Source organism: Pseudoalteromonas sp. AWH4_217, from assembly GCF_056161105.1.
Genome location: NZ_JBSWYM010000006.1, coordinates 94,031 through 119,508, shown reverse-complemented (window position 1 = coordinate 119,508; position 25,478 = coordinate 94,031). Strand labels below are relative to the sequence as shown.

Here is a 25,478-nt window from a genome sequence, read left to right as displayed (position 1 = left end):
CCCTTTGCGGGTGCACTCTGCTCAGACAGGCTCCACATTTAGTGCGGAGCAAGAATGCAGTGGTTAAGCGTTTGCTTCCAAAAAGTCTTTGGCAAAACGCTGAAGCACGCCACCGGCTTCGTAAATTGACACTTCTTCTTCCGTATCTAGGCGACACAACACCGGCACTTCAAGCTGAACGCCATTGCTGCGATGGATGATCAGGTTCAGTGTAGCGCCTGGAGTACGTGTGCCTTCGACATCGTAGGTTTCAGTACCATCCAGCTCCAGCGTTTTGCGCGTTGTACCATTTTGGAACTCCAGCGGTAACACGCCCATTCCGATTAGATTGGTACGGTGAATACGCTCAAAGCCTTCAGCCACAATGACTTCTACACCGGCTAAACGCACGCCTTTGGCTGCCCAGTCGCGAGACGACCCCTGGCCATAATCAGCACCGGCTACGATGATCAGCGGCTGCTTGCGCTCCATATAAGTTTCGATGGCTTCCCACATGCGAGTGACTTTGCCTTCGGGCTCAAGACGCGCCAGAGAGCCCTGCTTCACTTCACCGTTTTCCAACACCATTTCATTAAGGAGTTTAGGGTTAGCGAAGGTAGCACGTTGGGCCGTTAAATGGTCACCTCGGTGGGTTGCATACGAGTTAAAGTCTTCTTCAGGCAAGCCCATTTTCGCCAGATATTCACCGGCGGCACTGGAGGCAAGAATCGCATTCGATGGAGACAAGTGATCTGTGGTGATGTTGTCACCCAGAATCGCCAGCGGTCGCATACCTTTCATGGTGCGCTCACCTGCTAACGCACCTTCCCAGTATGGCGGACGGCGGATATAGGTACTCATCTCACGCCACTGATAGAGCGGGTCATTGTCTTCACCATAGTCGACGCTCAGGTCAAACATAGGTTCGTAAACGGCACGGAATTGCTCCGGTTTCACGCTCTGTGCGATTACTGCATCAATCTCTTCATCGCTTGGCCAGATGTCTTTTAACGTAACCGGGTTGCCAGCCTGGTCATGACCCAGCACGCCATTTTCGATATCAAAACGCACTGAACCGGCAATGGCATATGCTACAACCAGAGGCGGTGATGCCAGGAAAGCCTGCTTGGCGTATGGGTGAATACGACCATCAAAGTTGCGGTTGCCCGATAGTACGGCAGTGGCATAGAGGTCGCGGTCGATCACTTCTTGCTGAATTTTTGGATCCAGTGCCCCACTCATGCCGTTACAGGTGGTACAGGCAAATGCCACGATACCAAAGCCCAGTTGCTCAAGCTCAGGCAACAACTGCGCTTCTTCCATATAAGATCGCACCGCTTTAGAACCCGGCGCAAATGAGGTTTTTACCCACGGCTTGCGGCTCAGGCCCAGTTTGTTGGCATTACGTGCCAGCAAACCGGCTGCCACCACGTTTCGCGGGTTACTGGTGTTGGTACAGCTGGTAATGGCTGCGATGATCACCGCACCGTCTGGCATTTCGCCCTCTCGCTGCTCATAATCAGCCACAATGCCTTGCTTGGCCAGGTCTGCCGTTGCAACACGGCGATGCGGGTTTGACGGGCCGGCCAGGTTACGGCCAACCGAAGATAAATCGAATTTCAGCACACGCTCGTACTGCGCACCTGTCATGGCATCGGCCCATAAACCAGTGTGCTTGGCATATTGCTCAACCAGCTTGATTTGCTCGTCATCACGACCGGTCAGGCGCAGATAATCAATGGTTTGCTGATCAATATAGAACATGGCAGCCGTCGCGCCATACTCAGGTGTCATGTTCGAAATAGTTGCCCGGTCACCCAAAGACAAGCCCTCGCAGCCTTCGCCGAAGAACTCAAGGTACGAAGAAACCACGCGCTCCTGACGTAAAAACTCCGTGATGGCCAGCACGATGTCTGTGGCGGTGATCCCCGGTTGACGTTTGCCGACCAGCTCTACACCCACGATATCTGGCAGGCGCATATATGAAGCACGACCCAGCATCACGCTTTCGGCTTCAAGACCACCGACACCCACAGCAATTACACCCAGTGCATCAACGTGCGGGGTATGGCTGTCGGTACCGACCAGGGTATCCGGGAATGCCACGCCATCACGCGCTTGGATTACCGGTGACATTTTCTCCAGATTGATCTGGTGCAAAATACCATTGCCCGGCGGGATCACATCAACGTTTTTAAACGCTGTTTTGGTCCAGTTGATAAAGTGGAAGCGATCGTCGTTACGACGGTCTTCAATCGCCCGGTTTTTCTCAAAGGCATTTTCTTCATAGCCGGCGTGCTCGACAGCCAGGCTGTGATCAACGATCAGCTGAGTTGGCACCACCGGATTTACTTTGGCCGGATCGCCGCCTTTTTCAGCAATAGCATCACGCAGACCCGCAAGGTCTACCAGGGCCGTCTGGCCTAAAATATCATGACAGACGACACGCGCCGGAAACCAGGGGAAGTCCAAATCGCGACGACGCTCAATAATTTGGCTCAGATAGTCGTTGAGTTTTTCAGGCTCGGCGCGGCGCACCAGGTTTTCTGCCAGTACTTTAGAGGTATAAGGTAAGCCATCATACGCACCGGGCTTGATGGCTTCGACCGCTTCGCGCGTGTCGTAATAACACAGCGAAGAGTCAGGTAATTTTTTACGAAATTGGCTGTTCATAACTACTTCCAGGATTGCTCATTGGCTCAACGGCACAGATCTTTATGATTATTGTCGGTGATCGGTGCCATACTGTGACGGTGTGAACGTTCAGGTATTAACGCTCAGACATAGCAGGAACCGGACGCAGTTCCTCGCCTGTATATTCCGCTGACGGACGGATGATGCGGTTGTCTGCTCTTTGCTCCATCACGTGACCTGCCCAGCCTGTCAGACGCGACATCACGAAGATAGGCGTGAACAACTTAGTTGGGATCTTCATAAAGTGATAAGCCGATGCATGGAAGAAATCTGCATTACAGAACAGCTTCTTCTCGCGCCACATAACCGCTTCACAACGCTCAGAAACCGGATAAAGTACGGTATCGCCAACATCAGCTGCCAGCTTTTCAGACCAGCCTTTAATGATTTCGTTACGGGGATCAGACTCAGAGTAGATAGCGTGACCAAAGCCCATGATCTTTTCTTTACGCTCCAGCATACCCATCATTTCCTGCTCAGCGTGATCGGCCGACTCGAAGCGCTCGATCATTTCCATTGCCGCTTCATTGGCACCACCGTGCAGAGGACCACGTAGCGAGCCGATAGCACCTGTGATACAAGAATGCATGTCTGACAGGGTAGACGCACAAACACGAGCCGTGAAAGTAGACGCATTGAACTCATGCTCTGCATACAGAATAAGTGAAACGTGCATTACACGCTCATGCAACTCACTTGGCTTTTCGCCGTGCAGCATATGCAGGAAGTGTGCACCGATTGAATCGTCATCGGTTTCAACATCAACACGTACACCATCATGGCTAAAGCGATACCAGTAACAGATAATGCTTGGGAAACACGCCAACATACGATCTGTGATGGCCTGCTGTTGTTCAAAGCTGTGCTCACCTTCCAGGTTACCCAACATAGAACAACCGGTACGTAACACGTCCATTGGGTGTGCATCGGCCGGAATGCGCTCCAGCACCTCTTTTAGTGCCTGTGGCAGGCCGCGCTGAGATTTTAGCAGTGCCTTGTAGCTATCCAGCTCCTGCTGGTTAGGCAACTTACCTTTTAGGATCAGATATGCGACTTCCTCAAACTGACAGTTTTCAGCCAGGTCTTTTACGTCGTATCCACGATAAGTCAGGCCTGAGCCCGATACACCGACGGTTGAAAGTGCCGTTTTACCTGCAACCTGACCGCGAAGGCCTGCACCGCTCAATACTTTAGCCATTTTGTTGTCTCCTGAATTTTACCTGCTGGTTAATTTCATTGTGATAAAAGCCGCAGAAACGCGGCTTCATCTTTAGCTTTTAAACTGTTTATTTGTTCTTACCTTGCGCAAACAATGCGTCGAGCTTTTGCTCATACTCGTGGTAGCCAAGATAATCATACAAGTCCATACGTGTTTGCATGCTGTCGATGACGGCTTTCTGATCGCCGTTTTCTAAAATTGATTGATACACCATTTCTGCTGCTTTGTTCATTGCGCGGAACGCACTCAGCGGGTAGAGCACCATATCGACACCCCACTCGCCCAGCTCTTTTTTGTTCCACAGCTCTGTTTTACCGAATTCGGTGATATTCGCCAGAATAGGCACATCCAGCGCTTCGGCAAATGCACGATAATGTTCTTCTGTCTGAACAGCTTCTGCGAAAATACCGTCTGCACCGGCTGCAACATAGGCTTTGGCACGCTCAATAGCCGCTTCAAGGCCTTCCTGTGCGAATGCGTCGGTACGAGCCATAATAAAGAAGTCTGGATCGGTACGCGCATCTACGGCCGCTTTGATGCGGTCGACCATTTCGTCTGTCGACACAATCTCTTTGTTAGGACGGTGACCACAACGCTTTTGCGCTACCTGATCTTCCATATGCACGGCAGCGGCCCCCGCTTTTTGCATCTCCTGAATGGTTTTAGCAATGTTAAATGCACCGCCCCAGCCTGTGTCGATATCGACCATCAGGGGCAAGTCACAGGCAGACGTAATACGCTGAACATCTGCAATTACATCGTTTAAAGAGGTGATGCCTAAGTCCGGCAGACCATAAGAGGCATTCGCAACGCCGCCGCCAGACAGGTAGATAGCCTGGTGACCGATTTTTTTCGCCATGATGGCACTGTAGGCATTAATGGTGCCCACGATCTGTAGTGGCTGATTGGCTTTTAGCGCGTCACGAAATCTTTTACCTGCGCTGATGATCCCTGTACTCATAAGTGTGTCTCCCCGATTATGACTGATGCTGTTTGGTTAACTTGGTGGCAATATTATTTTTAGAATATTGAATATGGCGGCGCATCAGCATTTCTGCCAGTTCGGCATCCCGATTTGCGATGGCACGCACTATGTGTTTGTGTTCGTCGTAGGCCGTTGTAACGCGTGGCCCGGCCATGCCGAGTTGCACACGATACATTCGCGCCAGGTGATAAATACCATTGCTCAGCATAGCAATAAGCTGCTGGTTTTGGCTGCCGACAATAATGCGGTAATGAAAGTCCAGGTCGCCTGCTTCCTGATAATAAGATTCGCCGCCTTTGACTTCGTCGAACTGCTCGTTCAACAGGCTGTTGAGTTTGGCGACCTCTTCATCTGGCATGTGTTGCGCTGCCAGACGTGCAGCCATGCCTTCGAGGGCTTCGCGCACCTGATACAACTCCATCAGGCCTTCTTCGCTCAGCGAGACCACTCTGGCCCCCACATTCGGACGACGTTCAACCAGATGGCAGGCCTCAAGGCGATTTATTGCCTCACGAACAACCGCTCGGCTTACCTCATACTTTGTCGACAATTCCATTTCGCTCAACTTAGAGCCAGCCGGAATATCACCTTCAACAATCTCTTTTCTAAGCCGGAAAAATGCTTTATCAGAAGCAGTTACGGCACTTTCATGCATAAAGCTCATTATGTCTTTGCCTTCCGGTCTTGTTAAAAGTTGTAGACAATATAGTGCTGCTTTACGTGTACGTCAACCTGATCCGCAGTAGATTGTCGACAATTTAGAATATAGAGGGTATTCATGAAATTTATGGTTAATGAGTGTAAATCTTAGCCATCGCATTTGATAATCGGTTTAAATAACCGGAAACAGTCACACTCTTAGTCGCGCACACCCCGCAGGAAAAACGCTCTTTGTATGGTGCAAGAGATCCCTCAATGACTGTTACGGGCTCAATATCGATAGTTAACAGATAGAAATGCACCAAATCCTTCTCGGGCAGGTAAAGTATTGAGGGGATAAAATACGGGCGTGTCATTAGGTTGATAGACTTGTTCATCCAACAGGTTTTTGAGTTCGAGTGACACTTGGAGATTACGGTTTTGTTTCAAGGTGAACTTACGACTTACCTTTAAAGTAAGCCAATCGTACCCGTCTGCGGGCGGATTAATTAGCTGCCGATTAGGATCAAACACAATATTGTCATGGTATCTTGAGTAGCTTAGCAGGTAGGTGCCGACTTGCCACTGAGAATCATGATACGCCAGCCCTATCTTAAAGCTGTTATTCGGGGATAGATTGATATTATCTATACCCGCATTATCTTCATTCCGTTGGTGAATGGCCGACCATTCTGTATACCAGTTTGAAGTGAGCTGGTGCTTGTACTCAAACTCAATACCGTAGGAAGTAATTTCGCCACTGTTTTTATTTTCTAGCGCGAAATTGGGGTCATCAGACGGTCTCACTAAAATCAGGTCATGTTCTTTACTTCTGTATACTGTCGCACTAATCAATTGTGCTGCGGTTTGATAGAACAGCTGAGCCTCGGTAGTGTTAATTGTTTCCGAATTTAAGTCCGGCGTGCCTTTTTGTATACCGGGGGTTTCTATCGTGCGCTCTCCGGAAGAGGGGTGCCGAAACGCTTTTGCGTGGCGCAGTTTAATACTCCAAACATCATTCAGGTGATAAGTGACACCAAGGCGAGGGATAAAGTTCGATTGATTATCAATGCCATCAATCAGCCGAATGGAGGTGACATACTGTCCGCCAAGTTCAACCTGTAAATTGTCCGTCACTAAATGTTTTACTTGCCCATAAATACTGGCATATCTTTCTTTCGCATCAGGGATTGTACTTGCACCAAACACCCTACGGTGTTCATGGTTGGCACCAATGAGCAAAGTCGTTTTATCCGTTAAATTACCCGTTAGATTAAATTCTAGTAACCTGATATTTAGCGGGGAACGTATGCGGATTATGCTATCAGCGATACCTTCGCTGCTCCATTCCATAATTTTATTAATGTTGGTGTAGTGACTGCTAAGTTGCCATTGCTCACTCAAAGAATAGTCATAACTTAAATTGGTTAATGTGGATGGATGACGCTTGGACCAGGGAATATATCTCTCTTGCGGCGCATCCCAAAAATTCGCAAACCTATCCTGCAAATTTCTGAAGTGAGAAAAAGACAACCCCTGATAGTCCATTTTAAAGTGCATGGTTTTATCAGTTTGAAATGCCTGCCTGCTATAGGTGTTTTGAGTTATCGGGTCAAATGTTTTGGCATGCCATCCATCTACATCTGTATACAGTAAACTCAAACTACTCGTAAGCTCTCCTCGTTTGTAGAGATAACTGGCATCGTATATTTGCGTGCCAAAACTCCCCAAAGTCAAGCCGTGATCAACTTCCCAACCTTCAGCTGACGCACTGCGAGTGATGATGTTAAAAACGCCTTGATAGGCATTTGTGCCATATAGTACCGAGCCAGGCCCGCGGATATATTCAATGCGCTCAATTGAAGATAATGGTACAGATGTATATAGGCTATGAGCGCCAGACAAGTTCCCAAACGGCCTGCCATTCAACAACCCTAAATGCTGCAATAAGCCAGTCCAGGGCTTACTTCCCCGAGTTGTAATAGCAGTAAGTACGCCAAAATTACTGTTAACTGAAACAATACGTTCAAGCACTTCAAAAAGGTTATGTGCACCAAATTGTTCAATCTGTTGGCGCGAGATTACGCTAATACTGGCGTTGGTATCTCGGAGTGTTTCTGCCCGCTTAGAGGCAGTCGTGATTTGCATACTTAACAACTCTTCCAGCGACATGTCAAAAATCACAGGATCATCATCATTTGCCATCGCGTCAGTACACATCAGGGCAGAAAGTATCACTAAATAAGATGACAAAGCGTCTAACTTGAGCATGAAATTCTTCTAAAAATAAGGTACTTAGAAAATATAGCAGAGATCACGCAAAGCAATGCTTAATTTTGGCAATAATGCGAGGAGACCTGAGCCGCATTGCTGAGGAAGTTTAATAATCAGGCAAGAAAACCGGACCCTGCTACACTTTTATCCGTATGTTGATTAAAAGGTATGTTTTTGATGGTAAAAACAGTCGTTACCCTGATGCTAGTCACTCTACTGAGTAGTTTTCACTGTTGGGCTAAATTCACCGTAGTCACTGAGTTATCCCCGCCCAATCAAACCTGGCTCAACGACCAGGTCGCCGGAGTAAGCACCGAACTGGTAAAAGCTATTCTGGAGACAGCTGCACTTGAGGGGGAGTTTTATATGTATCCCTGGGCACGCGCGCTGAACAGTGCCAAAAGCAAACCCAATATGCTCATCTATAGCATGGCAAAAACCCCACAACGAGAGACATCGTTTCACTGGATTGGCCCCGTAGCGCTGTTTCACCTCGGTTTTGTAACAAACCAATCGCCCCAAAAAATCCAAATTGAAACACTGGAAGACGCCAAGCAATATCGGCTTGCCGTACAAAGAGAGGATGTGGCAGCCCAGGTATTGCATAAGCTGGGGTTTGAATTCATCGAGACCGCAGATATTCAACAATCCTACCACTTACTGGCGGCTCACAAAGTGGACCTGGTGGTGGATGACCCGCGCTATATCAGCGCTATGGCGCAGGCAATGAAGTTGCCCGACGATCACTTTCGCTATGTGCTGGATATTGAACCGCTCAGTATCAAAGGCTACCTGGCAGCCAGTTTAGCCACAGATCCGGAGCTGGTTGCTCGGCTTCGCACCGCCTACCAACAGTTGGTTGATACGCCCTTATATCGTAAAGCGCTTTTTGAGTAGGAGAAGCTCATCAGGACATAGATGGTTTAAATTTAGCCCATTTAGTGTGATTTTTCAGTATTGCTTCCTGGACAGGTTTAATCTGTGTTTCACCTGATATTCTGCGAATTCCAATGCGCCTAAGTCACACAACCCTCTTCACTAATCCCACACAAATATTGTATTTCAGGCAAATGTTGGCTCTTCCTGCCATCGCTTAGATCATTTTTATATGTGGGTATTGGCATGCCATCAGTGCGTGTAATGCCACTTTTTCTTGCTCGCTAGCATAGCCTATTACTTCAAGCTGTGTCACACCATTCGCTATCGAAAAACTTATAAATTCAATATACTTACCGGAAAAATCAGATAAAGTTAAACACTGAGGTTTGAAGTCCAAAATTAACGTTTTAATCTCTTGTTCTAGCTTTTGTGCGTGCTCAGAGCACCCAAAGCTAAAGCCCTCGAGAGAGATTGAATTATGCTGGCGAAGATTGTCAATAACACTGTGATATGGACAAATCAGAAGATCACTATTGTCAGCTACCAGCGTGAAATTACCTCCAACTGAGAAATAGCGTAGGCTCCGATCTTCATTCACGGCAAATGAAATATTGCCTGATTCAGCTTCGTCCTCGGAGTTTTGAAATGCGACTTCCCATGCTATTACTTGACCCTCAGAATCCCATTCGTAGTATTCACTTACAAGTAGGCGATCTTCAAATTTTGATTTCAGATAAAGCTCATATCGTATGTTTGAATCATAGTGATAATTGACTCCCTCATATTCCACCCCTTCAACAAATACGTTTTCCCCTGATATCCGGCCATTAAGGGAAACCGTGTAAATGATGCCAGAGTATGGTTGGCCATTCACATGAACAGGCTCGAGTGCGTCTTCCACAATAGTGTCGAGAATTGCCTGATCCGTTTGTTTTAAATATGGCGGAGTATAATCATCAACCTGCTTACCTTTCTCAAAAATAAGCCTGCCAACCACAACCCCATTATTGTGTTGGATTGCGATCCCAGTAAAAAGCTGGTCGTTATAAAAATAACCCGCTTCTTTGTGGGTCAGCGCCTCAAAAAGGACCATCCAATGACTCTGTGCATTCATGTTTTTCCCAGTTTTATAATTTATAAGTGCGCTTAGCGCTTCAATGCTTCGAGGCGCAAATCAATATTGGCCAGATACTCCAGACCATAATGGGGATGATCAAACTGAGCAATTAATGCCTGAGGCAGATCTTTTTCGACCTCGTCATAGCAACTTGCTATACCACAACTGATTGCCGCTACACTATCTGTGTCGCCGCCTAATTTTACTGATAGTTCAAGTATGTGACTCAAACTACGCGACTGGCTCAGCACCATTAAAACCGCGCTCAGCGTATCTTCTGAAATAGCGCGCACTGGCCCTTCCCAGTGAGCATCAAACACACAACCGAAATCAGTAAGATAATCTGGCAAAGTATTCAGCGTTGCCTTTTTATATAAGCCCGCATGAGTGGCCAGAGCAATACACTTGGCCGCGTTAACCGCAATATCGTGGTCGTGTGTTACTCGGGCCTGCTGCTCAGCTCTGCTCATAATTTTTTGCTCGTCAACCAGATAACCCAAAGGCAGAGCACGCATCATAGCGCCATTACCAAAGCTATCGGTCTTAACCAGTCTGGCAAACGCTTGTGCATTAGGCGCCTCGGCAAAAGCCTGCTGCAATCGCTTGGCATAGCCATGAACCGGATCCCTGTGGTACGTATCGTAAAAGGCAGCGGCAATCATTTCGCTGTCCCAGGGTTTGTCACTTAACATCAGCTCAGCCAAAGCCAAAGACATCTGCGTGTCGTCAGTGTAGCAGGCAGACTCACCCGATAATGCATGTGCCCGATAGCCACTGAGATCATTGTGTGTCCGGATAATATCTTGTGCCACAAACTCAAACCCGGCACCGTATGCATCAGCAATTGCCATTTCAACCAACACCTGGCTTCCTTAAATATGTTAAACAGCCCTAATGAGCTGTTGTTATAATTGTCTATTTTAGTTCAGTCAGCCACTTAAATAATAGTTACCCTTTCTATTGGCTCAACCTTCTCTTGATAACCTTCATCATACCGTGTATGCCCATTTATGGTACACCCCCCTATGAATAATGAGTAAAGGTACGTTAAAATTGCAGAGCAATACAAAGAATAAGGCGTTAACATGCAAATAGAGCATCCCAACTCTGAAACAGAAGCTCAAGCACTGCAAGAAGCACTCGCAGCGCAGGTTGTCAGTGAAGATCAATTTGACTCCATCACCACCATTGCTGGCACTGATGTGGCTTATGACGACGCGACAAACCAACTGGTTGGTGCCACTGTGGTGTTAGATGCCAGCACACTGGAGATCATAGAAACACAAGTCGTTACCGAAAGTGTGCGTTTCCCATACATTCCCGGTTTGTTCTCATTCAGGGAGCTGCCGCCATTGCTGTCCGCGTTTGAACGACTCACCCACAAACCAGACATGATAGTGTGTGATGGTCAGGGCCTGGCTCATCCAAGGCGCTTTGGTCTGGCCTGTCATCTTGGTGTCGTACTGAATATTCCCACCATAGGGTGTGGTAAAACACGACTCACAGGCACGCATGAAACGCCACTTGAAACTCGCGGCGCCAGCGTGCCGCTGATAGATGATGGACAAGTAATCGGTGAGGTTTTGCGGACTCAGGACAACATTAAACCTGTGTATGTCTCTGTCGGCCATAAGGTTAGTCTGAGCACTGCAAAAGAGTGGATCCTCAAACTCACCCCGAAATATCGCCTGCCTGAAACGACCCGTCAGGCCGATCAACAAGTGAACAAAGCGCTTAAAGCGCTGCAAGTACAGGGCTAAAAAATACGCCCTACACAATCGGGATTGGCAGGACGCGGATTGGGTACTTTGAAAATAGCAGAGCCTGATAACACAGGCTCTGCCAGCATTTAGACCATTTTGATATGCGGGTATTGCTGAGCCATCAGTGTGTGAAGCTCTGACTCTTCTTGCTCATTGACGAAAGTAACCACTTCAATCTGTGTTACACCATTCGCGATCGCAAAATGTATAAATTCCGTGTATCTACCTGAGAAATCATATAGCTTAAGGCTATTAGGCTTAAATTCCACAATTAACGTCTTGATCTCTTGCTTTAGCTTTTGTGCGTGATCAGAGCACCCAAAGCTAAAGCTCTCGAGAGAGTGTGAATTGTGCTGGCGAAGATTGCCAATAACATGGTGATATGGACAAACCAAACGGTCACTATTGTCAGCTACCAGCGTGAAATTACCTCCAACGGAGAAATAACGTAGGCTCTGATCTTCATTCACAGCAAATGAAATATTGCCTGACTCAGCTTCGTCCCTCGCGTTTTCAAATACTACTGCCCACGCGATTACTCGACCCTCGGTATCCCATTCATAGTATTCATCAATAGACAGGTTGTCTCCTAGCTTTGATTTCAAAGACAGTTCATAACGCATATTAGAATGATAATGGTAATTTGCCCCCTCATCCTCAAGCCCTTCCACAAATACGTTTTCCCCTGATATCCAGCCATTAGATGAAACCGTATATATGATGCCAGTGTAAGGCACTCCATTAAAAACAACGGGTTCACCCACACAATCAAGGATACTGTCTAATATCGCATGCTCTGTTTTTATCAGATAAGGAGGTTCGTACTGTCCTGTCTTTTTCCCATTTTTAAACAAAGATCTGGCAACTACCAGGCCATCAGCATGAGTAATTGCCACCCCCGAAAAGGGAAGGTTATTAAAGTAATAACCTTCTTCCTTACATTCTAATGCTTCAAACAGCACCATTGCTAAACCATGTGCGTTCATTCACTTACCGCTAAAACCTCTGTACCCGTGAAAATACCACTACAATTTTGATAAACTTATACGGATATAAATGGAACCTCAACAATATACAGCCGCTAAGCTGAGTTGGAGGATGATAAGCCAGACACTTAATTAACAAAAAAGCCAGCTAGTAAGCAGGCTTTCGAATCGCAAAATAGCTATTTAAGCAGTGTAGTCAAATGACGATGTATCTGCTGATGTAGGCACTATATAACCGGGCAAGGTTTCTCCCGGGAATAAGACATCCCAGACACAGCACTTGACCAGCAACTTGAGCATCTCAGGATGGTACTTATCAGAGTACTCATCAAGCTTATCTTGATCCATGAACTCCTTACCCAAACCAAAATATTCAACCCAGAAAAAAACACAAGCCCCTTGCACGCCTTGATCATCCTCTTCTTGAGCTTCATGAAGTGGAGGCTTCGCATTGAAATTACAACAATTAAAACGCCACCACAGTTCAATATCTGACTGATAAGCACAAAGCAATACCTCCTTTAAATCTGCGACTCGATGTCGGCCCCCCTGAATATCAAACCCCTGAAGATAATCGTCGATGCCCTCCTGCATCATGCCCATTGGGGTTTCTTCACATTCTCCAGGCACATAATAATCTCTGAATGCTAATATAACCCAATAAATAATTTCTAACTGTTTGGAATCGAGCATACACTTAACCTCTCGGTACAGGGCTTACGCCTTTATTACTTAGATACATGGTATTGATGCACCATGTACCATTGTTATCTTATCTGTAATGAACAACCACTTTAGTCAGGTTACTGACCTTTTTCATTTGGCCATTTACCTTTTTATAGCCCTAACCCATGCTCTTGCCTGCATCAAATGAAACCTTGATAGATCTCGTTGAAGCTTCTACGCCATTGTCACTAGACACCAAGGACATCCAGTCTAATTTTGGCGTATGGGTAATAGGCTATCCTGTACGCCAGTTTGAGGTGGGTGCCCTCGCAACCCTAGCAATAATTAATCATCATAATCTGTTGCCCTCAATTCATTGAGTATTAGCTAACGGTAGACGGCATACATTCTGTACGACAGTTTGGAGTATTTATACACAGCCCAACAACAAAAAAGCCAGCAAATAAGCTGGCTTTCGAATCGCGAAATAGCTACTTAAGCAGTGTAGTCAAAGGACGATGTATCTGCGGATGTAGGCACCGTATAACCGGGCAAGGTTTCTCCAGGAAACAAAACATCCCAGACACAGCACTTGACCAGCAACTTGAGCATTTCAGGGTGGTACTTGTCCCTGTACTCAGCAAGCTTTTCACGGTCCAAAAATTCCTTACCCAATCCAAAATATTCAACCCAGAAAAAAACACTGGCACGCTGCACGCTTTCTTCATCTTCTTCTTGAGCTTTATGAAGTGGAGGCTGCGCATTGAAAGTATAACAATTAAAACGCCACCACAGTTCAATATCTGACTGATAAGCACAAACTAATGCTTCCTTTAAATCTGCGACTCGATATCGGCCCCCCTGAATATCAAATCCCTGAAGATAATCGTCGATGCCCTCCTGCATCATGCCCATTGGGGTTTCCTCGCACTCACCAGGCACATAATAATCTCTGAATGCTAATATAACCCAATAAATAATTTCTAACTGTTTGGAATCGAGCATACACTTAACCTCTCGGTACAGGGCTTACGCCTTTATTACTTAGATACATGGTATTGATGCACCATGTTCCATTGTTATCTTGTCTGTAATGAACAACCACTTTAGTCAGGTTACTGACCTTTTTCATTTGGCCATTTACCTTTTTATAGCCATAGCGCAAAATTTGAGCGACACTCACCCATAACATATGCCAGCTCGAAGGCCGTGTTCTAAATTGAAGTGCACCACTATAGTTTAAGTTAGCGCTATGTACGCCAGTTTGGGGGGCTGTCCATGTAACTTCTAGCTTGGGGTGTGTGCCTACACATCGACACACAATTCTAAATAAATGTATCTGGCTAGTTTGAGGCTAATTTATCTCAGACAAGAGCACCGGCTTCAAAATGGAAAAGTCGAATACAGTCACGGTTTTCAACTGGGTCTTTGATACCATACTTTTCTATACTTTTAGTGCGTTTTTCCAGCATATCTGAAATAGAGTCGAACTTTTTGTAGAGTTCGTCTGCATTACTGTTCAAGTAATAAACACCATCATCGTGCTGCGTATAAAATAAGAAGCTATCAAGTTCTTCATCAAAATCGAAGGCAAATACAGCTTCGGCCAAGTCAGGCCTATCGAATTCTTCCAGCCACTCTCTCAACTCTGTCATTGCATCCAAGTATGAAGACATATTATTGTGTATGGCTGGTATTGGAGGTAGCGCTCCCCCTTGATTTATACCCATTGTATAGAGAAAAAGAAGAAGCTCATCTTTCACTTCAATATTATATACCGCCTCCATTCTGGCTATCTCTTGCATACTGTACCCTTTCAGGTTGGCTATGCCTGGAAAGACCTGTGTATGATTCATCAAATTCAGAAAGTCTGAGACTTGCTTCTCAGTAGGCGCTTTTTTTATGGCTGGCAGTTGCTCAGGAAGAACCTCCCGATAGCGGGTGCAACGTTTAGCGTGATGAAGTTTGGATTTATCTACAGCACAACGTGTATTCAGATATGTGAAGAAATCCCAGCCGGAATCACGAATACTTCGATTTTTATCATCATATACATATACATATACATATACATGCTGATTTTCCTTATCAAAATCAAAGTAAAAATACTCTCCATCAGAGATTTCCAGCAAATAGAAGCCAGCTCTAGGGAGTGAACCAATACAACGTATTTTTTCGTAAAAGTTACGAAACACAGGCATTAAATTAAGAAAACTGTGCCTTGGGTGAAAATGCAAAAAAGTTTCTGAATCCAGTAACCCGCCATCAGCTACCCCCATCTCTGATAGAAACGTAATAAATTGTGTGTACTGTTTCATCGCTGGGGGAATATACGTGAGAACTTCATCGATATCTTGCATTGAAAAGCCGATGCAATTCACCTTAGCCGGGTCCCGAGGACCCAGCAGTTTATTCACTAACACTTTGGACTCACCTATATACTATGTTTCCTTTCAATACAACCCATTAGCCAGAAAGGCGATGTTATTTTTCTTCTACTCCATTAAACTCATCGCTTCAAGTCTTCAAGACGTAAATCAATATTGGCCAGGTATTCAAGGCCGTAATGAGGATGATCAAACTGAGCAATTAATCCCTGGGGCAGATCTTTTTCGACCTCGTCATAGCAACTTGCTATACCACAACTGATTGCCGCTACACTATCTGTGTCGCCGCCTAAGTTTACTGATAGTTCAAGTATGTGACTCAAACTGCGCGACTGGCTCAGCACCATCAAAACCGCGCTCAGTGTATCTTCTGAAATAGCGCGCACAGGTCCTTCCCAGTGAGCATCAAACACACAACCGAAATCAGTAAGATAATCTGGCAAAGTATTCAGCGTTGCCTTTTTATATAAGCCCGCATGAGTGGCCAGAGCAATACACTTGGCGGCGTTAACCGCAATATCGTGGTCGTGTGTTACTCGGGCCTGCTGCTCAGCTCTGCTCATAATTTTTTGCTCGTCAACCAGATAACCCAAAGGCAGAGCACGCATCATAGCGCCATTACCAAAGCTATCGGTCTTAACCAGTCTGGCAAACGCTTGTGCATTAGGCGCCTCGGCAAAAGCCTGCTGCAATCGCTTGGCATAGCCATGAACCGGATCCCTGTGGTATGTATCGTAAAAGGCAGCGGCAATCATTTCGCTGTCCCAGGGTTTGTCACTTAACATCAGCTCAGCCAAAGCCAAAGACATCTGCGTGTCGTCAGTGTAGCAGGCAGACTCACCCGACAATGCATGTGCCCGATAGCCACTGAGATCATTGTGTGTCCGGATAATATCTTGTGCAACAAACTCAAACCCGGCACCGTATGCATCAGCAATTGCCATTTCAACCAACATCTGGCTTCCTTAAATATGTTAAACAGCCCTAATGAGCTGTTGTTATAATTGTCTATTTTAGTTCAGTCAGCCACTTAACCTGTTTTCTGAACTAATTAATCAGAGCAAGACCTGCCAATACGCGGGCTTTCAAATACCTGACCCGCTATCTAGCCGGTGTAGTCAAATGACGATGTATCTGCTGATGTAGGCACAGTATAACCGGGCAAGGTTTCTCCCGGGAATAAGACATCCCAAACACAGCACTTGACCAGCAACTTGAGCATCTCAGGGTGGTACTTATCAAAGTATTCATCAAACTTATCTTGATCCATGAACTCCTTACCTAAACCAAAATATTCAACCCAGAAAAGGACACTGGCGGATTGCACGCCCAAATCAGGCTCGCGTTGTGCTTCATGTGGGACGCGGTCAGTATTAAAGCTATAACAATTCAGGCGCCACCAAAACTCAGTACTCTCCTGATAAGCATTAACCAACGTCTCCTTCGCATCGACAACTCTAAAACGACCTCCTTGAATATCAAACGCCTGAAGATGGTCATTAATCGCCTCCTGCATCATGCCAATTGGTGTTTCTTCACAATCGCCTGGTACGTAGTAATCTATAAAAGCCGAGAGCACCCACTCCAGAATTTCGTGTTGCTTCGATCCAAGCATTTTCTTAACCTTTATCAACTGGGCTGACGCCTGTATTACTTGAATACATGGTATCGGTGTTCCAAACACTACCACAGGACAGCTATAAGCCAATGTATATGTATGCCTCCGTCGGAGAAAAAGTTAGTCTGAGCACTGCAAAAGAGTGGCTCCTCACACTCACTCCAAAATACCGTCTGCCTGAAACAACCCGTCAGGCCGATCAACAAGTGAACAAAGCGCTTAAAGCGCTGCAAGCACAGGGCTAACAATACGCCCTGCGCAATCGGGGTTGGCAGGGCGTTGGATTAGGAATTCAAAGAGTTGCAGAGTCTGAAGGCATAGACTCTGCCACCACTTAGACCATTTTAATATGTGGGTATTGGCTTGCCATCAGTGTATGTAAGGCAGCTATTTCTGGTTCGCTGCATGCGGACACAACCTCGAGCTCAGACATCCCCTCTTTCGCGGCAAAAGCAATCAACCCATTCCACTTGCATTCATAACGACTCATCGCTAGTCGTACTGGCTTCAATGCTGATATCAATGCCTGCAACGCTTTTTGCTGAGCGTAAATAAGTTGGCTACACACTACATGTAACTCAGAGATTGAACCTGTATTAAAACCGATAAGCTCCTCTACCACCTTGTTATATGGACAAACCAATTTTTCGCTGTTGTCGATAATTAAGCAAAACTCTCCGGTAACAGTAAAATGAGATATCTCATTCGATTGACCAACTTTAAATGCAATACTACCTTCAGACTCATTGAGTTTATTTGTTAACGCCACATCCCAAGACAGAATTTCCCCCGATTCATCCCACTCATACATCTCTTTAAGTAAATCCCCTTCACCCAGCATAGAATCAAGTGCAAGTTCACGACGAATATTGCTATCGCCATGGTAATTCGTGCCCTGGCCTTCCCACCCATCAACAAATACATTCTCACCACATACATGGCCATTCTCTGAGACGCAATATACAATCCCGGAATAGGGTTCACCATTAACGCAGATGGGCTCAAGTACACTTTCCAGCATTGTGTCCAGAATCGCGTGTTCTGGTTGATTCAGGTAAGGCGGTACATAATCACCTAGCAGCTCTCCCTCTCGATAAACCAAGCGGCCAACGACCAGGCCCTGCTCATGCTTAATCGCGACCCCGCTGAAAAGCTGGTCGTTATAAAAACAACCAGCTTCGTTGTGAATCAGCGCCTCAAAAAGCACCATCAAATGACTAGCTGCATTCATATTATCAATCTACCCAAAATAACAAAGGCAAATACCTATGATGAAAATGCCTATTTACCATAAAACAAGATTGAGCTAGTAAAATAGAAGAATATACAGTGAAAATGACAAGACCAGCTAAAAGGCTTGCCTTGTCAAAATACAAGATGGATCCAGTATTATTTCATTATGCTGTAATCCAGTAGGGATAAATCACCGGATGTGGGCTCCGTATAGCCGGGTAGGATCTCACCGGGAAATAGTACATCCCACATGCAGCGTTTCACCATGAGTTTTAGCATGTCGATATGAAACTCTTCTTCTGGGTCAATACTGTATAATTGAACTTCTTCTGAAAATGTTTCTTCCCAAATACAAATGGCACTCGGCTGGATTCCGTAGTCAATATCCTCTAGCTTTTTGTCACCAATTCGTGTTGATTCTGAACACATGCCAAACCAGTCAGCTTCTTCTGCGTTAAAAAGGCTAAAGAACTCCTGACGTAAGCGCTCGAAGTCCTCCCCTGTACCATAAAGCTCATTAAACATACTCTGCATATCATAGATGCAAAGTGTTAATTCTCCATAGTAAGCCCGATCAGGAAACTCTCTCTCAAACTCATCTTTTCGACAAATTCCAGGACCCCACCCACCTCTAAAGGGTTTAGAAATATGTGTAATAACAGGATAGTGTTGAGAAAAATACTTCATAACAAAATTTGCAATCCTTAATCCTGCTTTGTTGGAGTCATTGTATCAATGTACAATGATTTAGTTGAACTATCATAGGCATAGTTGACCTGTACTTTATCCATATAATGTCGGTTTTCCGGTGTAACGGCTGGTGCAGGTTTAGTTTGACCAGCTAAAAAGCTGGCATTGTAGAAATGCAAGATGGATCCAGTATTATTTCATCACACTGTAATCCAGTAGCGATAAATCACCCGATGTGGGTTCCGTATAGCTCGGTAAGGTCTCACCGGGAAATAGTACATCCCACATGCAACGCTTCACCATGAGTTTTAGCATATCGATGTGGTACTCTTCTTCCGAGTCAATACTATTGTTTTCAATTTCATCGAAAAATGCTTCTTCCCAAACACTTACTGCGTATGGTTGGATGCCATTGTAGTCCGGATCTTCCTGCTTTTTATCTCCAATCAACCCAGAGTCAGAATTCATCCCCAGCCAATGTACCTTATCCGCATTAAACAGCTTAATAAGCTCCTGTCTAAGACGTCCTCTATCTTCATCACTGCGATAGTTTTGGTAGCATAATTCCTGCATTTCATAGATACACAAAGACAGCTCACCTAAGAAAGCCTTAGATGGGAATTGGCTTTTAAATTCATCTTCATAGCATATTCCAGGACCCCACTCACCTCTAAACGGTTTGGAGATGTGTTTTGTAATAGGGTAAACCTCTGAAAAGTATAGATTCATACTAAAACCTAAACTACTTAGTCTGTCTTTGTTGAAAACATAGTGTCTATCGTAGCAAGATTTGCCTAAACTATCATAGGCATAGTTGACCTGTACTTTATCCATATAATGTCGGTTTGCCGGTGTAACGGCTGGTGCAGGTTTAGCTTGGCCAGCTAACGGTGCAAGTCCTTTCCCAATACGTTTCATCAATATCTTTTACTGGAAAACAGACGCAATACACCTGTGCCAAGTCTCTGGGACCCAGCAGCTTATTCACAAATGCTTTGGGCTCACCCATTTACTATGTTTCCTTTCAACACAATCCAGTAGCGATGTTATTTTTCTTCTACTCCAATAGATTTATCGCTTCAAGGCTTCAAGACGCAAATCAATATTGGCCAGGGATTCAAGGCCGTAATGAGGATGATCAAACTGAGTAATTAATACCTGAGGCAGATCTTTTTCGACCTCGTCATAGCAACTTGCTATACCACAACTAATTGCCGCTACACTGTCTGTGTCGCCACCTAAGTTGACTGATAGTTCGAGTAGGTGACTCAAACTGCGCGACTGGCTCAGCACCATCAAAACCGCGCTCAGTGTATCTTCTGAAATAGCGCGCACAGGCCCTTCCCAGTGAGCATCAAACACACAACCGAAACCAGTAAGATAATCAGCCAAAGTATTCAGCATTGCCTTTTTATATAAGCCAGCATGAGTGGCCAGAGCAATACACTTGGCGGCGTTAACCGCAATATCGTGGTCGTGTGTTACTCGGGCCTGCTGCTCAGCCCTAATCATAATTTTTTGCTCATCAGCCAGACAACCCAAAGGCAGAGCACGCATCATAGCGCCATTACCAAAGCTGTTGGTTTTTACTAGCCGAGCAAAGTCTTGTGCCGTTTTTGCCGCGCGGAAGACCTGTTGCAACCGCTTAGCGTAACCGTGGACGGGGTCTCGGTGAAAAGTATTAAAAAATGCCGCTGCAATGCTTGTATCCTGCCAAGGCTCATCGCTGAGCAACAACTCAGCCAGTGCTAGGGACATTTGTGTATCGTCGGTATAGCAGCCAGAAATACCTGATAAACCATGAGGCTGATAGCCTGATAAATCATTATATTTCCTGATAGTCTCAGGTTCAGTAAACTCAAATCCGGCACCATACGCATCGGCAATGGCCATTTCAACCAACATAGTAAACACTCTTCATTTTTATTTAGGTGTAATAGTAAGCCAATTTCAGTTGTCTTCAAATGGCTTACAGCAAGAAGGCGTGCTGTAAAGCACGCCTTCTTAGTTCGGCTCATTTTAGTGATTAGCTTCTATACATAGCTCAGGTTTTGATATTCGATAACATCCCGTGAAAAATCTCGTCTGCTGTGTCGTTACCATGTCGATGAAACGGATCCGCAGCAATTTCCCGCAGTAATGGAACAAAATCAGGGTCGACTTTTAAGCAATCATATACCTCTTGTGTCAAAAACGCATATAACTCTCCCAACCCGGTTTCACCAACTGCTCTGTAATGCTGGCGAAAACTCGTCACCAGCAATTGCTTCTTAGTGTTGTAATCAGCACTCAGGTATTGTTGAGAAAATATCTCAAATTCAGGAGCTGTGTTTAGGCTTTCTCTGATAGCGTTGACATCAGACTGGATCTCCTCTCTAGCTCCATCATAATCAAACTTAAAGTGATTTTGTGATAAGCCCATTGAACCTATTTCAATACCATTTAGGTCCAACACCCGACATTGCACTGTTTCATATCCATTTGGTTCATTAAGATGCACATAACATTCAACCATTTCGCTATCAAAGTCATAGTTGTACTGGGTATGCATTAGCATTCGTTTTCTTTCTTCGACAGAGATGTGCCTTCCAGTGGCTGATTCAAAACAGTACCAGTTGGAAATGTAGCCACCTTCGCTAAGGCTTACTTTTTCCTGGACGACGTATACGGCCCCATTATCTATGTAATAAACGTTTTCAACATGACTGTTCTCTTTATCCGAATCAAAATCATCAGCTTTTAGTGGATGCTCTAAAGCACTGACTCTATCATTTCCTTTGATCATACTTAATCCACCTGCTTCATATAGATGTGTGTATTCTCACCAACTTTACGTACATTTGTCACCTCAAACATCTATATTAGCGAGGCTAAAAAGGCGAGCTAATGAGTTGAGGTGTAGTTATTTTAAACAAGAGTTATTAGCACAGCTATCGCCAGGTTTAGTTCCTTCAGTTGGATATGTATTAATGCGGTTGGATGTTAGGAGGGCTTGGATAATTCATGTCCAGATCATGTACCAGGTGAGCTTGCAGGCAGCCTTCGCTGCCATGCATAGTGCAAACTGCGGCGGCTAAAAACGTTCAGCTCACCTTATTGCCAAAAAGTTTGCGGCGTAAGAATGTACCAGCCATCAAGCAAACCAAGAAACTCAGACTACCACCTGAGCCACCACCTTGAGTATTGCCGTTATCAGTACCTGGTGATTTATTGCCATTATCGCTGTTGCCATCACCGTTTCCGGGCTTTTCATTGTTGTTATCAGCTTCTACAACTTGCAACTGAACGCTTGCACTGGAAACCGTGGTTTGCTGCCACATTGCATCAACTGATAACTCAACGTTTCCCAGCTCAGCAAACTGGGTTGTTAACTTGCCAGTATCTGCCTGCGATGTTATCGGCTCACCGGCAACATGCCATTGATAGTGTAAGTCTAGCGGCTCACTGGATGTGAGATTTGCCAGAAACTCTACATTCTGACCTAGCACGACTGCATCAGGTTGCAAAATAACCAGCCCAACAATTTTTGGAGAAATAAGATCAACTTGCTTTTGGGAAGATTCCAACAGTTTTCCGTCCTGATACACTTCTCGGGTCACTGTATAAATGCCGGGTTGCGCGTACTCATGTTCGGGCTCTGCCTCGTGAGATACCGAACCATCACCAAACCGCCAGAAGTACTGAGCATCACTCGCAGATACAGTGCAAGTTATTAGAAATAAAAGGCCAGTCATTACTTTGTACATAGTCACTCCCTGATAGTGATATTGAGCCATACGTAACATCAAAACTTCATTGATGAGCCTGCGTATGACGGCGTTCATTGTAACATAATCGTTAAAAAATAAAATATAACACGCTAACTTATCCATCCAATAGTACTACTTACGATGTGTAAATGTATTCACTTGTATTAGGTCTAAGTTCAGTGCCCGACGGTAACTTTGCCTAAAAGCGTATACCTGAAATCAGGCATACGCTTTTGTCCTACTACTGAAATGCAACACCATAGGTACTTAAAGCGGCCTCACACAACCGCCAGTTCAAGATCCCTCGCGCTGGCGCACTGACGTCTATGAAGGTAGGTGCCCACCTCATATTTCTATATCTTACGCTGTCCTCTCCAGAAACAACGCCAGCACGAACGGCCTCTTGCCGGGCAAGCTCACACTGCTTCCAATCCTGGCCGTCACTAGTGGGTAACTGTAAATCCGTTATATCGTAGCTGGCGGGGCAAGATTTACCTCGTTGAACACAGGCGTTTTTCATTTCCTGTACCTTATTTTCACAGGCATAACCGAAGGGGTTATCCCGGCAATATTTGGCAGCATGGAAAGAAAACCAGGCATTGTCATAGGCAAGTACTTTGATACGCTCCACTGCCAGGCGCTGTGCCTCAGGCAAATAAGCATAATAGCTGTTGAGCAGGTTAGTTGCTCTTTGCTCATCCAGAATGGCTTGCTTAAAGTCATCTTCAAGCTCAGTGATCAGCCATTTAGTTGCATTTCTGACTATCTGGTAGTCTGGCACCAATGCGCGCAATGCCAGTGATGATTTGTCGTAGCGAGTTGTATAATAGCGAACGACATTGTAATCACTGAGTGAGGTCAGTTGGCTCGTGAATCCAGATTTTGCATATTTAACCGCTTCATAAAACATATCAAAACACGGCTTTGGATTGTCCAAAGAGCAGGTAATGATATTGTTAGGTATAACTGTGAGCAGTTGTTTTGGGTCGCCCCCTTGTTGTACCGCTCTTACCGTTATTTTTACCGACGATTTTATGTCATGCTGCAAATATCTGAGCTGCCCGCCTACATTGAATACACCACCATACAAGTCAACATCCAGATAGCCGCCTATGTCTGACTTGTCTTTGTTACTACCGAAATCAATCTTTAAGTTAACCAGCACATTTGCACCATACTCAATACCAGTGACAAACTCATCGCCTGCCAATGTTTGTAATTTGCTCTGGTAGTTGTTCGCAATACTCTGCCCAGCTTGTGACAGGGTATATCCTGTATTCTGGTTCACAGGCAAAAACAAACGTTTCTTTGGCGTGCTGGACGCACTAAATGTGTAAGAGCTTGAATAAGTGCTGGATGCCATTTCTTTGGCAAGCGAAGCCCCCGCAGAGACACGCACCACAGGAAAGTTCACGTTGGTGTCAACACTGCCATTGAGAATACTCAGCATATCGTCATAACCCATGTCGATGCCGGTTTTGAACTGCAGCTCAGTATTACCAAAACTCTCATCGACAACACCACTGACTGGCCGCACGTTTAAAAAACGCTTCTTTTGGCTGTCGTATGCCGTGCCCACTTCGATGTGATCATTTATGAGCCCTGAAATGACAGAGCCTGTCAAAGCACTATTCGTCATTTGAGTATCGGCACTCAGTGAATAGCAACTCGCTGCCGCCAGCATTATCGCCAGCAATGTAGAGTAAATTGGATTCATATCATCTTCCTTAACGAATTGTTACCAGATAGTCTTCAACTTCACCGTAATGCACACGAGTACACGCGTTATCCGATCCCCCTCCGGCATCAATAGCAACGCGCATCAGTGTTAAACCTTCAGGCACTTGTGCCTGCACGTCTAGCGAAAATTCAAACACACCTGTTGACGCAGACCGGTAAACCATTTCCGAAGGTTCAAACTGACCGTTATGATCCCAGTCCAGCCATACTCTGGCTGCGACATAAGATGGAAATTCAGGCTCTTTGTGCCCAGGTTTAATGGTGACTTTTGATACCTGATTAGCGCGCAATCCAAGCACTTTACCCGAAACCTGGCTATATCCATGCTTTTCAGACTGGTGAGTAACATCATCCACGGTTACTTCGGAGATCCATTCCCATTCATGTTCATAACTACGGTTGTCACAGTACGATCTTGGCAGTACCGTGGCCTTAAGTGCCACGGGCTTATACTCCGGAGGCATTATAGAACAGGCTTCATCTGCACTGGTGCCTGCATACCACTGATAGGGGTTCGTAAAATCAGTGTTCGCAAACGTCACGTATTGCGCTTTGCCAGCTGCTACAGCGGCGCCAGAGAGCCATAGCTCTCTTAGCTGGCGAAGCTTTTCCTCTTTTGGGACTATTGTGGTCGATTCATACATCTGCTCCCATAGTTCAACCAGCAGCCCGTCATAACACTTGCTCAGCCACGCAAACCGGCCTTGTGCCTGTTCAACCGTAAGTAAATCTCCTAATTCACTGTATCTGGCTTGTTGGTGTGTATCATTATTTTGCTCTGATACTGAAGCGAAGGCTGGACCACCAAAAGCCACAATCAGTACCAGTAACACTAACAAAAATCTGAGTATATTCATGAG

24 protein-coding genes are annotated in these 25,478 nt (G+C 45.5%); 3 read left to right on the top strand and 21 right to left on the bottom strand.

Annotation, left to right across the window (positions count from 1 at the left end; all coding sequences use genetic code 11):
* Positions 1-63: 63 nt before the first annotated feature.
* The 5 genes from acnD to ACXAH1_RS08865 all read right to left on the bottom strand — a co-directional run bounded on the left by acnD (position 64) and on the right by ACXAH1_RS08865 (position 7,787).
* Complete coding sequence (gene acnD / locus ACXAH1_RS08885; protein WP_475196087.1) at positions 64-2,652, bottom strand: Fe/S-dependent 2-methylisocitrate dehydratase AcnD; 2,589 nt, start codon at positions 2,650-2,652, stop codon at positions 64-66.
* Between the two features lie 97 nt (positions 2,653-2,749).
* On the bottom strand, positions 2,750-3,871 hold the full coding sequence (gene prpC, locus ACXAH1_RS08880; protein ID WP_475196086.1) for a bifunctional 2-methylcitrate synthase/citrate synthase: 1,122 nt from the start codon (positions 3,869-3,871) through the stop codon (positions 2,750-2,752).
* A gap of 88 nt (positions 3,872-3,959) precedes the next feature.
* Positions 3,960-4,838 (bottom strand): methylisocitrate lyase, encoded by an 879-nt coding sequence (gene prpB / locus ACXAH1_RS08875; protein WP_125717407.1) that lies wholly within the window; start codon positions 4,836-4,838, stop codon positions 3,960-3,962.
* A gap of 31 nt (positions 4,839-4,869) precedes the next feature.
* Positions 4,870-5,541, bottom strand: a complete 672-nt coding sequence (locus ACXAH1_RS08870; RefSeq protein WP_475196085.1) for a GntR family transcriptional regulator — start codon at positions 5,539-5,541, stop codon at positions 4,870-4,872.
* A gap of 266 nt (positions 5,542-5,807) precedes the next feature.
* Entirely contained in the window at positions 5,808-7,787 is a 1,980-nt protein-coding gene (locus tag ACXAH1_RS08865; protein ID WP_475196083.1) for a TonB-dependent receptor plug domain-containing protein, read from the bottom strand.
* 180 nt (positions 7,788-7,967) lie between these two features.
* Between ACXAH1_RS08865 and ACXAH1_RS08860 the strand changes: the two genes are divergently transcribed.
* A complete protein-coding gene (locus tag ACXAH1_RS08860; protein WP_475196082.1) occupies positions 7,968-8,687 on the top strand; it encodes a substrate-binding periplasmic protein in 720 nt (239 codons plus the stop codon).
* 196 nt (positions 8,688-8,883) lie between these two features.
* On the opposite strand, the gene ACXAH1_RS08855 is transcribed toward ACXAH1_RS08860, so the two are convergent.
* Positions 8,884-9,783 (bottom strand): hypothetical protein, encoded by a 900-nt coding sequence (locus ACXAH1_RS08855; protein WP_475196079.1) that lies wholly within the window; start codon positions 9,781-9,783, stop codon positions 8,884-8,886.
* Between the two features lie 32 nt (positions 9,784-9,815).
* A complete protein-coding gene (locus ACXAH1_RS08850; protein ID WP_475196077.1) occupies positions 9,816-10,649 on the bottom strand; it encodes an ADP-ribosylglycohydrolase family protein in 834 nt (277 codons plus the stop codon).
* A 222-nt stretch (positions 10,650-10,871) separates the two neighbouring features.
* Between ACXAH1_RS08850 and nfi the strand changes: the two genes are divergently transcribed.
* The gene (nfi, locus tag ACXAH1_RS08845) at positions 10,872-11,546 is read left to right on the top strand and encodes a deoxyribonuclease V (protein ID WP_475196076.1); all 675 of its coding nucleotides are present in this window, start codon (positions 10,872-10,874) and stop codon (positions 11,544-11,546) included.
* An 89-nt stretch (positions 11,547-11,635) separates the two neighbouring features.
* Here nfi and ACXAH1_RS08840 read toward each other — a convergent pair whose 3' ends face one another.
* The 6 genes from ACXAH1_RS08840 to ACXAH1_RS08815 all read right to left on the bottom strand — a co-directional run bounded on the left by ACXAH1_RS08840 (position 11,636) and on the right by ACXAH1_RS08815 (position 17,203).
* Entirely contained in the window at positions 11,636-12,535 is a 900-nt protein-coding gene (locus ACXAH1_RS08840; RefSeq protein WP_475196073.1) for a hypothetical protein, read from the bottom strand.
* 183 nt (positions 12,536-12,718) lie between these two features.
* A complete protein-coding gene (locus ACXAH1_RS08835) occupies positions 12,719-13,228 on the bottom strand; it encodes a hypothetical protein (RefSeq protein ID WP_475196072.1) in 510 nt (169 codons plus the stop codon).
* A 468-nt stretch (positions 13,229-13,696) separates the two neighbouring features.
* Positions 13,697-14,206, bottom strand: a complete 510-nt coding sequence (locus tag ACXAH1_RS08830) for a hypothetical protein (protein ID WP_475196071.1) — start codon at positions 14,204-14,206, stop codon at positions 13,697-13,699.
* A gap of 359 nt (positions 14,207-14,565) precedes the next feature.
* Positions 14,566-15,624 carry a hypothetical protein gene (locus tag ACXAH1_RS08825; protein ID WP_475196069.1) on the bottom strand — a complete coding sequence of 353 codons (1,059 nt, stop codon included), beginning with the start codon at positions 15,622-15,624 and terminating at the stop codon, positions 14,566-14,568.
* Positions 15,625-15,710: 86 nt separating this feature from the next.
* On the bottom strand, positions 15,711-16,544 hold the full coding sequence (locus ACXAH1_RS08820) for an ADP-ribosylglycohydrolase family protein (RefSeq protein WP_475196068.1): 834 nt from the start codon (positions 16,542-16,544) through the stop codon (positions 15,711-15,713).
* A 149-nt stretch (positions 16,545-16,693) separates the two neighbouring features.
* Positions 16,694-17,203 carry a hypothetical protein gene (locus ACXAH1_RS08815; protein WP_475196067.1) on the bottom strand — a complete coding sequence of 170 codons (510 nt, stop codon included), beginning with the start codon at positions 17,201-17,203 and terminating at the stop codon, positions 16,694-16,696.
* Positions 17,204-17,259: 56 nt separating this feature from the next.
* Between ACXAH1_RS08815 and ACXAH1_RS08810 the strand changes: the two genes are divergently transcribed.
* On the top strand, positions 17,260-17,451 hold the full coding sequence (locus tag ACXAH1_RS08810) for an endonuclease V (protein WP_475196065.1): 192 nt from the start codon (positions 17,260-17,262) through the stop codon (positions 17,449-17,451).
* Between the two features lie 89 nt (positions 17,452-17,540).
* Here the strand turns inward: ACXAH1_RS08810 and ACXAH1_RS08805 are convergent, their stop codons facing one another.
* The 8 genes from ACXAH1_RS08805 to ACXAH1_RS08770 form a co-directional block, all read right to left on the bottom strand.
* Positions 17,541-18,437, bottom strand: a complete 897-nt coding sequence (locus tag ACXAH1_RS08805; RefSeq protein ID WP_475196063.1) for a hypothetical protein — start codon at positions 18,435-18,437, stop codon at positions 17,541-17,543.
* Between the two features lie 158 nt (positions 18,438-18,595).
* Positions 18,596-19,126 carry a hypothetical protein gene (locus ACXAH1_RS08800; protein WP_475196062.1) on the bottom strand — a complete coding sequence of 177 codons (531 nt, stop codon included), beginning with the start codon at positions 19,124-19,126 and terminating at the stop codon, positions 18,596-18,598.
* 195 nt (positions 19,127-19,321) lie between these two features.
* On the bottom strand, positions 19,322-20,047 hold the full coding sequence (locus ACXAH1_RS08795) for a hypothetical protein (RefSeq protein WP_475196058.1): 726 nt from the start codon (positions 20,045-20,047) through the stop codon (positions 19,322-19,324).
* A 153-nt stretch (positions 20,048-20,200) separates the two neighbouring features.
* Positions 20,201-21,034, bottom strand: coding sequence for an ADP-ribosylglycohydrolase family protein (locus ACXAH1_RS08790; RefSeq protein WP_475196056.1), 834 nt, complete (start codon positions 21,032-21,034; stop codon positions 20,201-20,203).
* A gap of 139 nt (positions 21,035-21,173) precedes the next feature.
* Positions 21,174-21,914 carry a hypothetical protein gene (locus tag ACXAH1_RS08785; RefSeq protein WP_475196050.1) on the bottom strand — a complete coding sequence of 247 codons (741 nt, stop codon included), beginning with the start codon at positions 21,912-21,914 and terminating at the stop codon, positions 21,174-21,176.
* 298 nt (positions 21,915-22,212) lie between these two features.
* Complete coding sequence (locus tag ACXAH1_RS08780; RefSeq protein ID WP_475196046.1) at positions 22,213-22,875, bottom strand: PKD domain-containing protein; 663 nt, start codon at positions 22,873-22,875, stop codon at positions 22,213-22,215.
* Between the two features lie 244 nt (positions 22,876-23,119).
* Positions 23,120-24,595 (bottom strand): internalin, encoded by a 1,476-nt coding sequence (locus ACXAH1_RS08775; protein ID WP_475196041.1) that lies wholly within the window; start codon positions 24,593-24,595, stop codon positions 23,120-23,122.
* 10 nt (positions 24,596-24,605) lie between these two features.
* Complete coding sequence (locus ACXAH1_RS08770) at positions 24,606-25,475, bottom strand: GEVED domain-containing protein (RefSeq protein ID WP_475196038.1); 870 nt, start codon at positions 25,473-25,475, stop codon at positions 24,606-24,608.
* Positions 25,476-25,478: the final 3 nt, after the last annotated feature.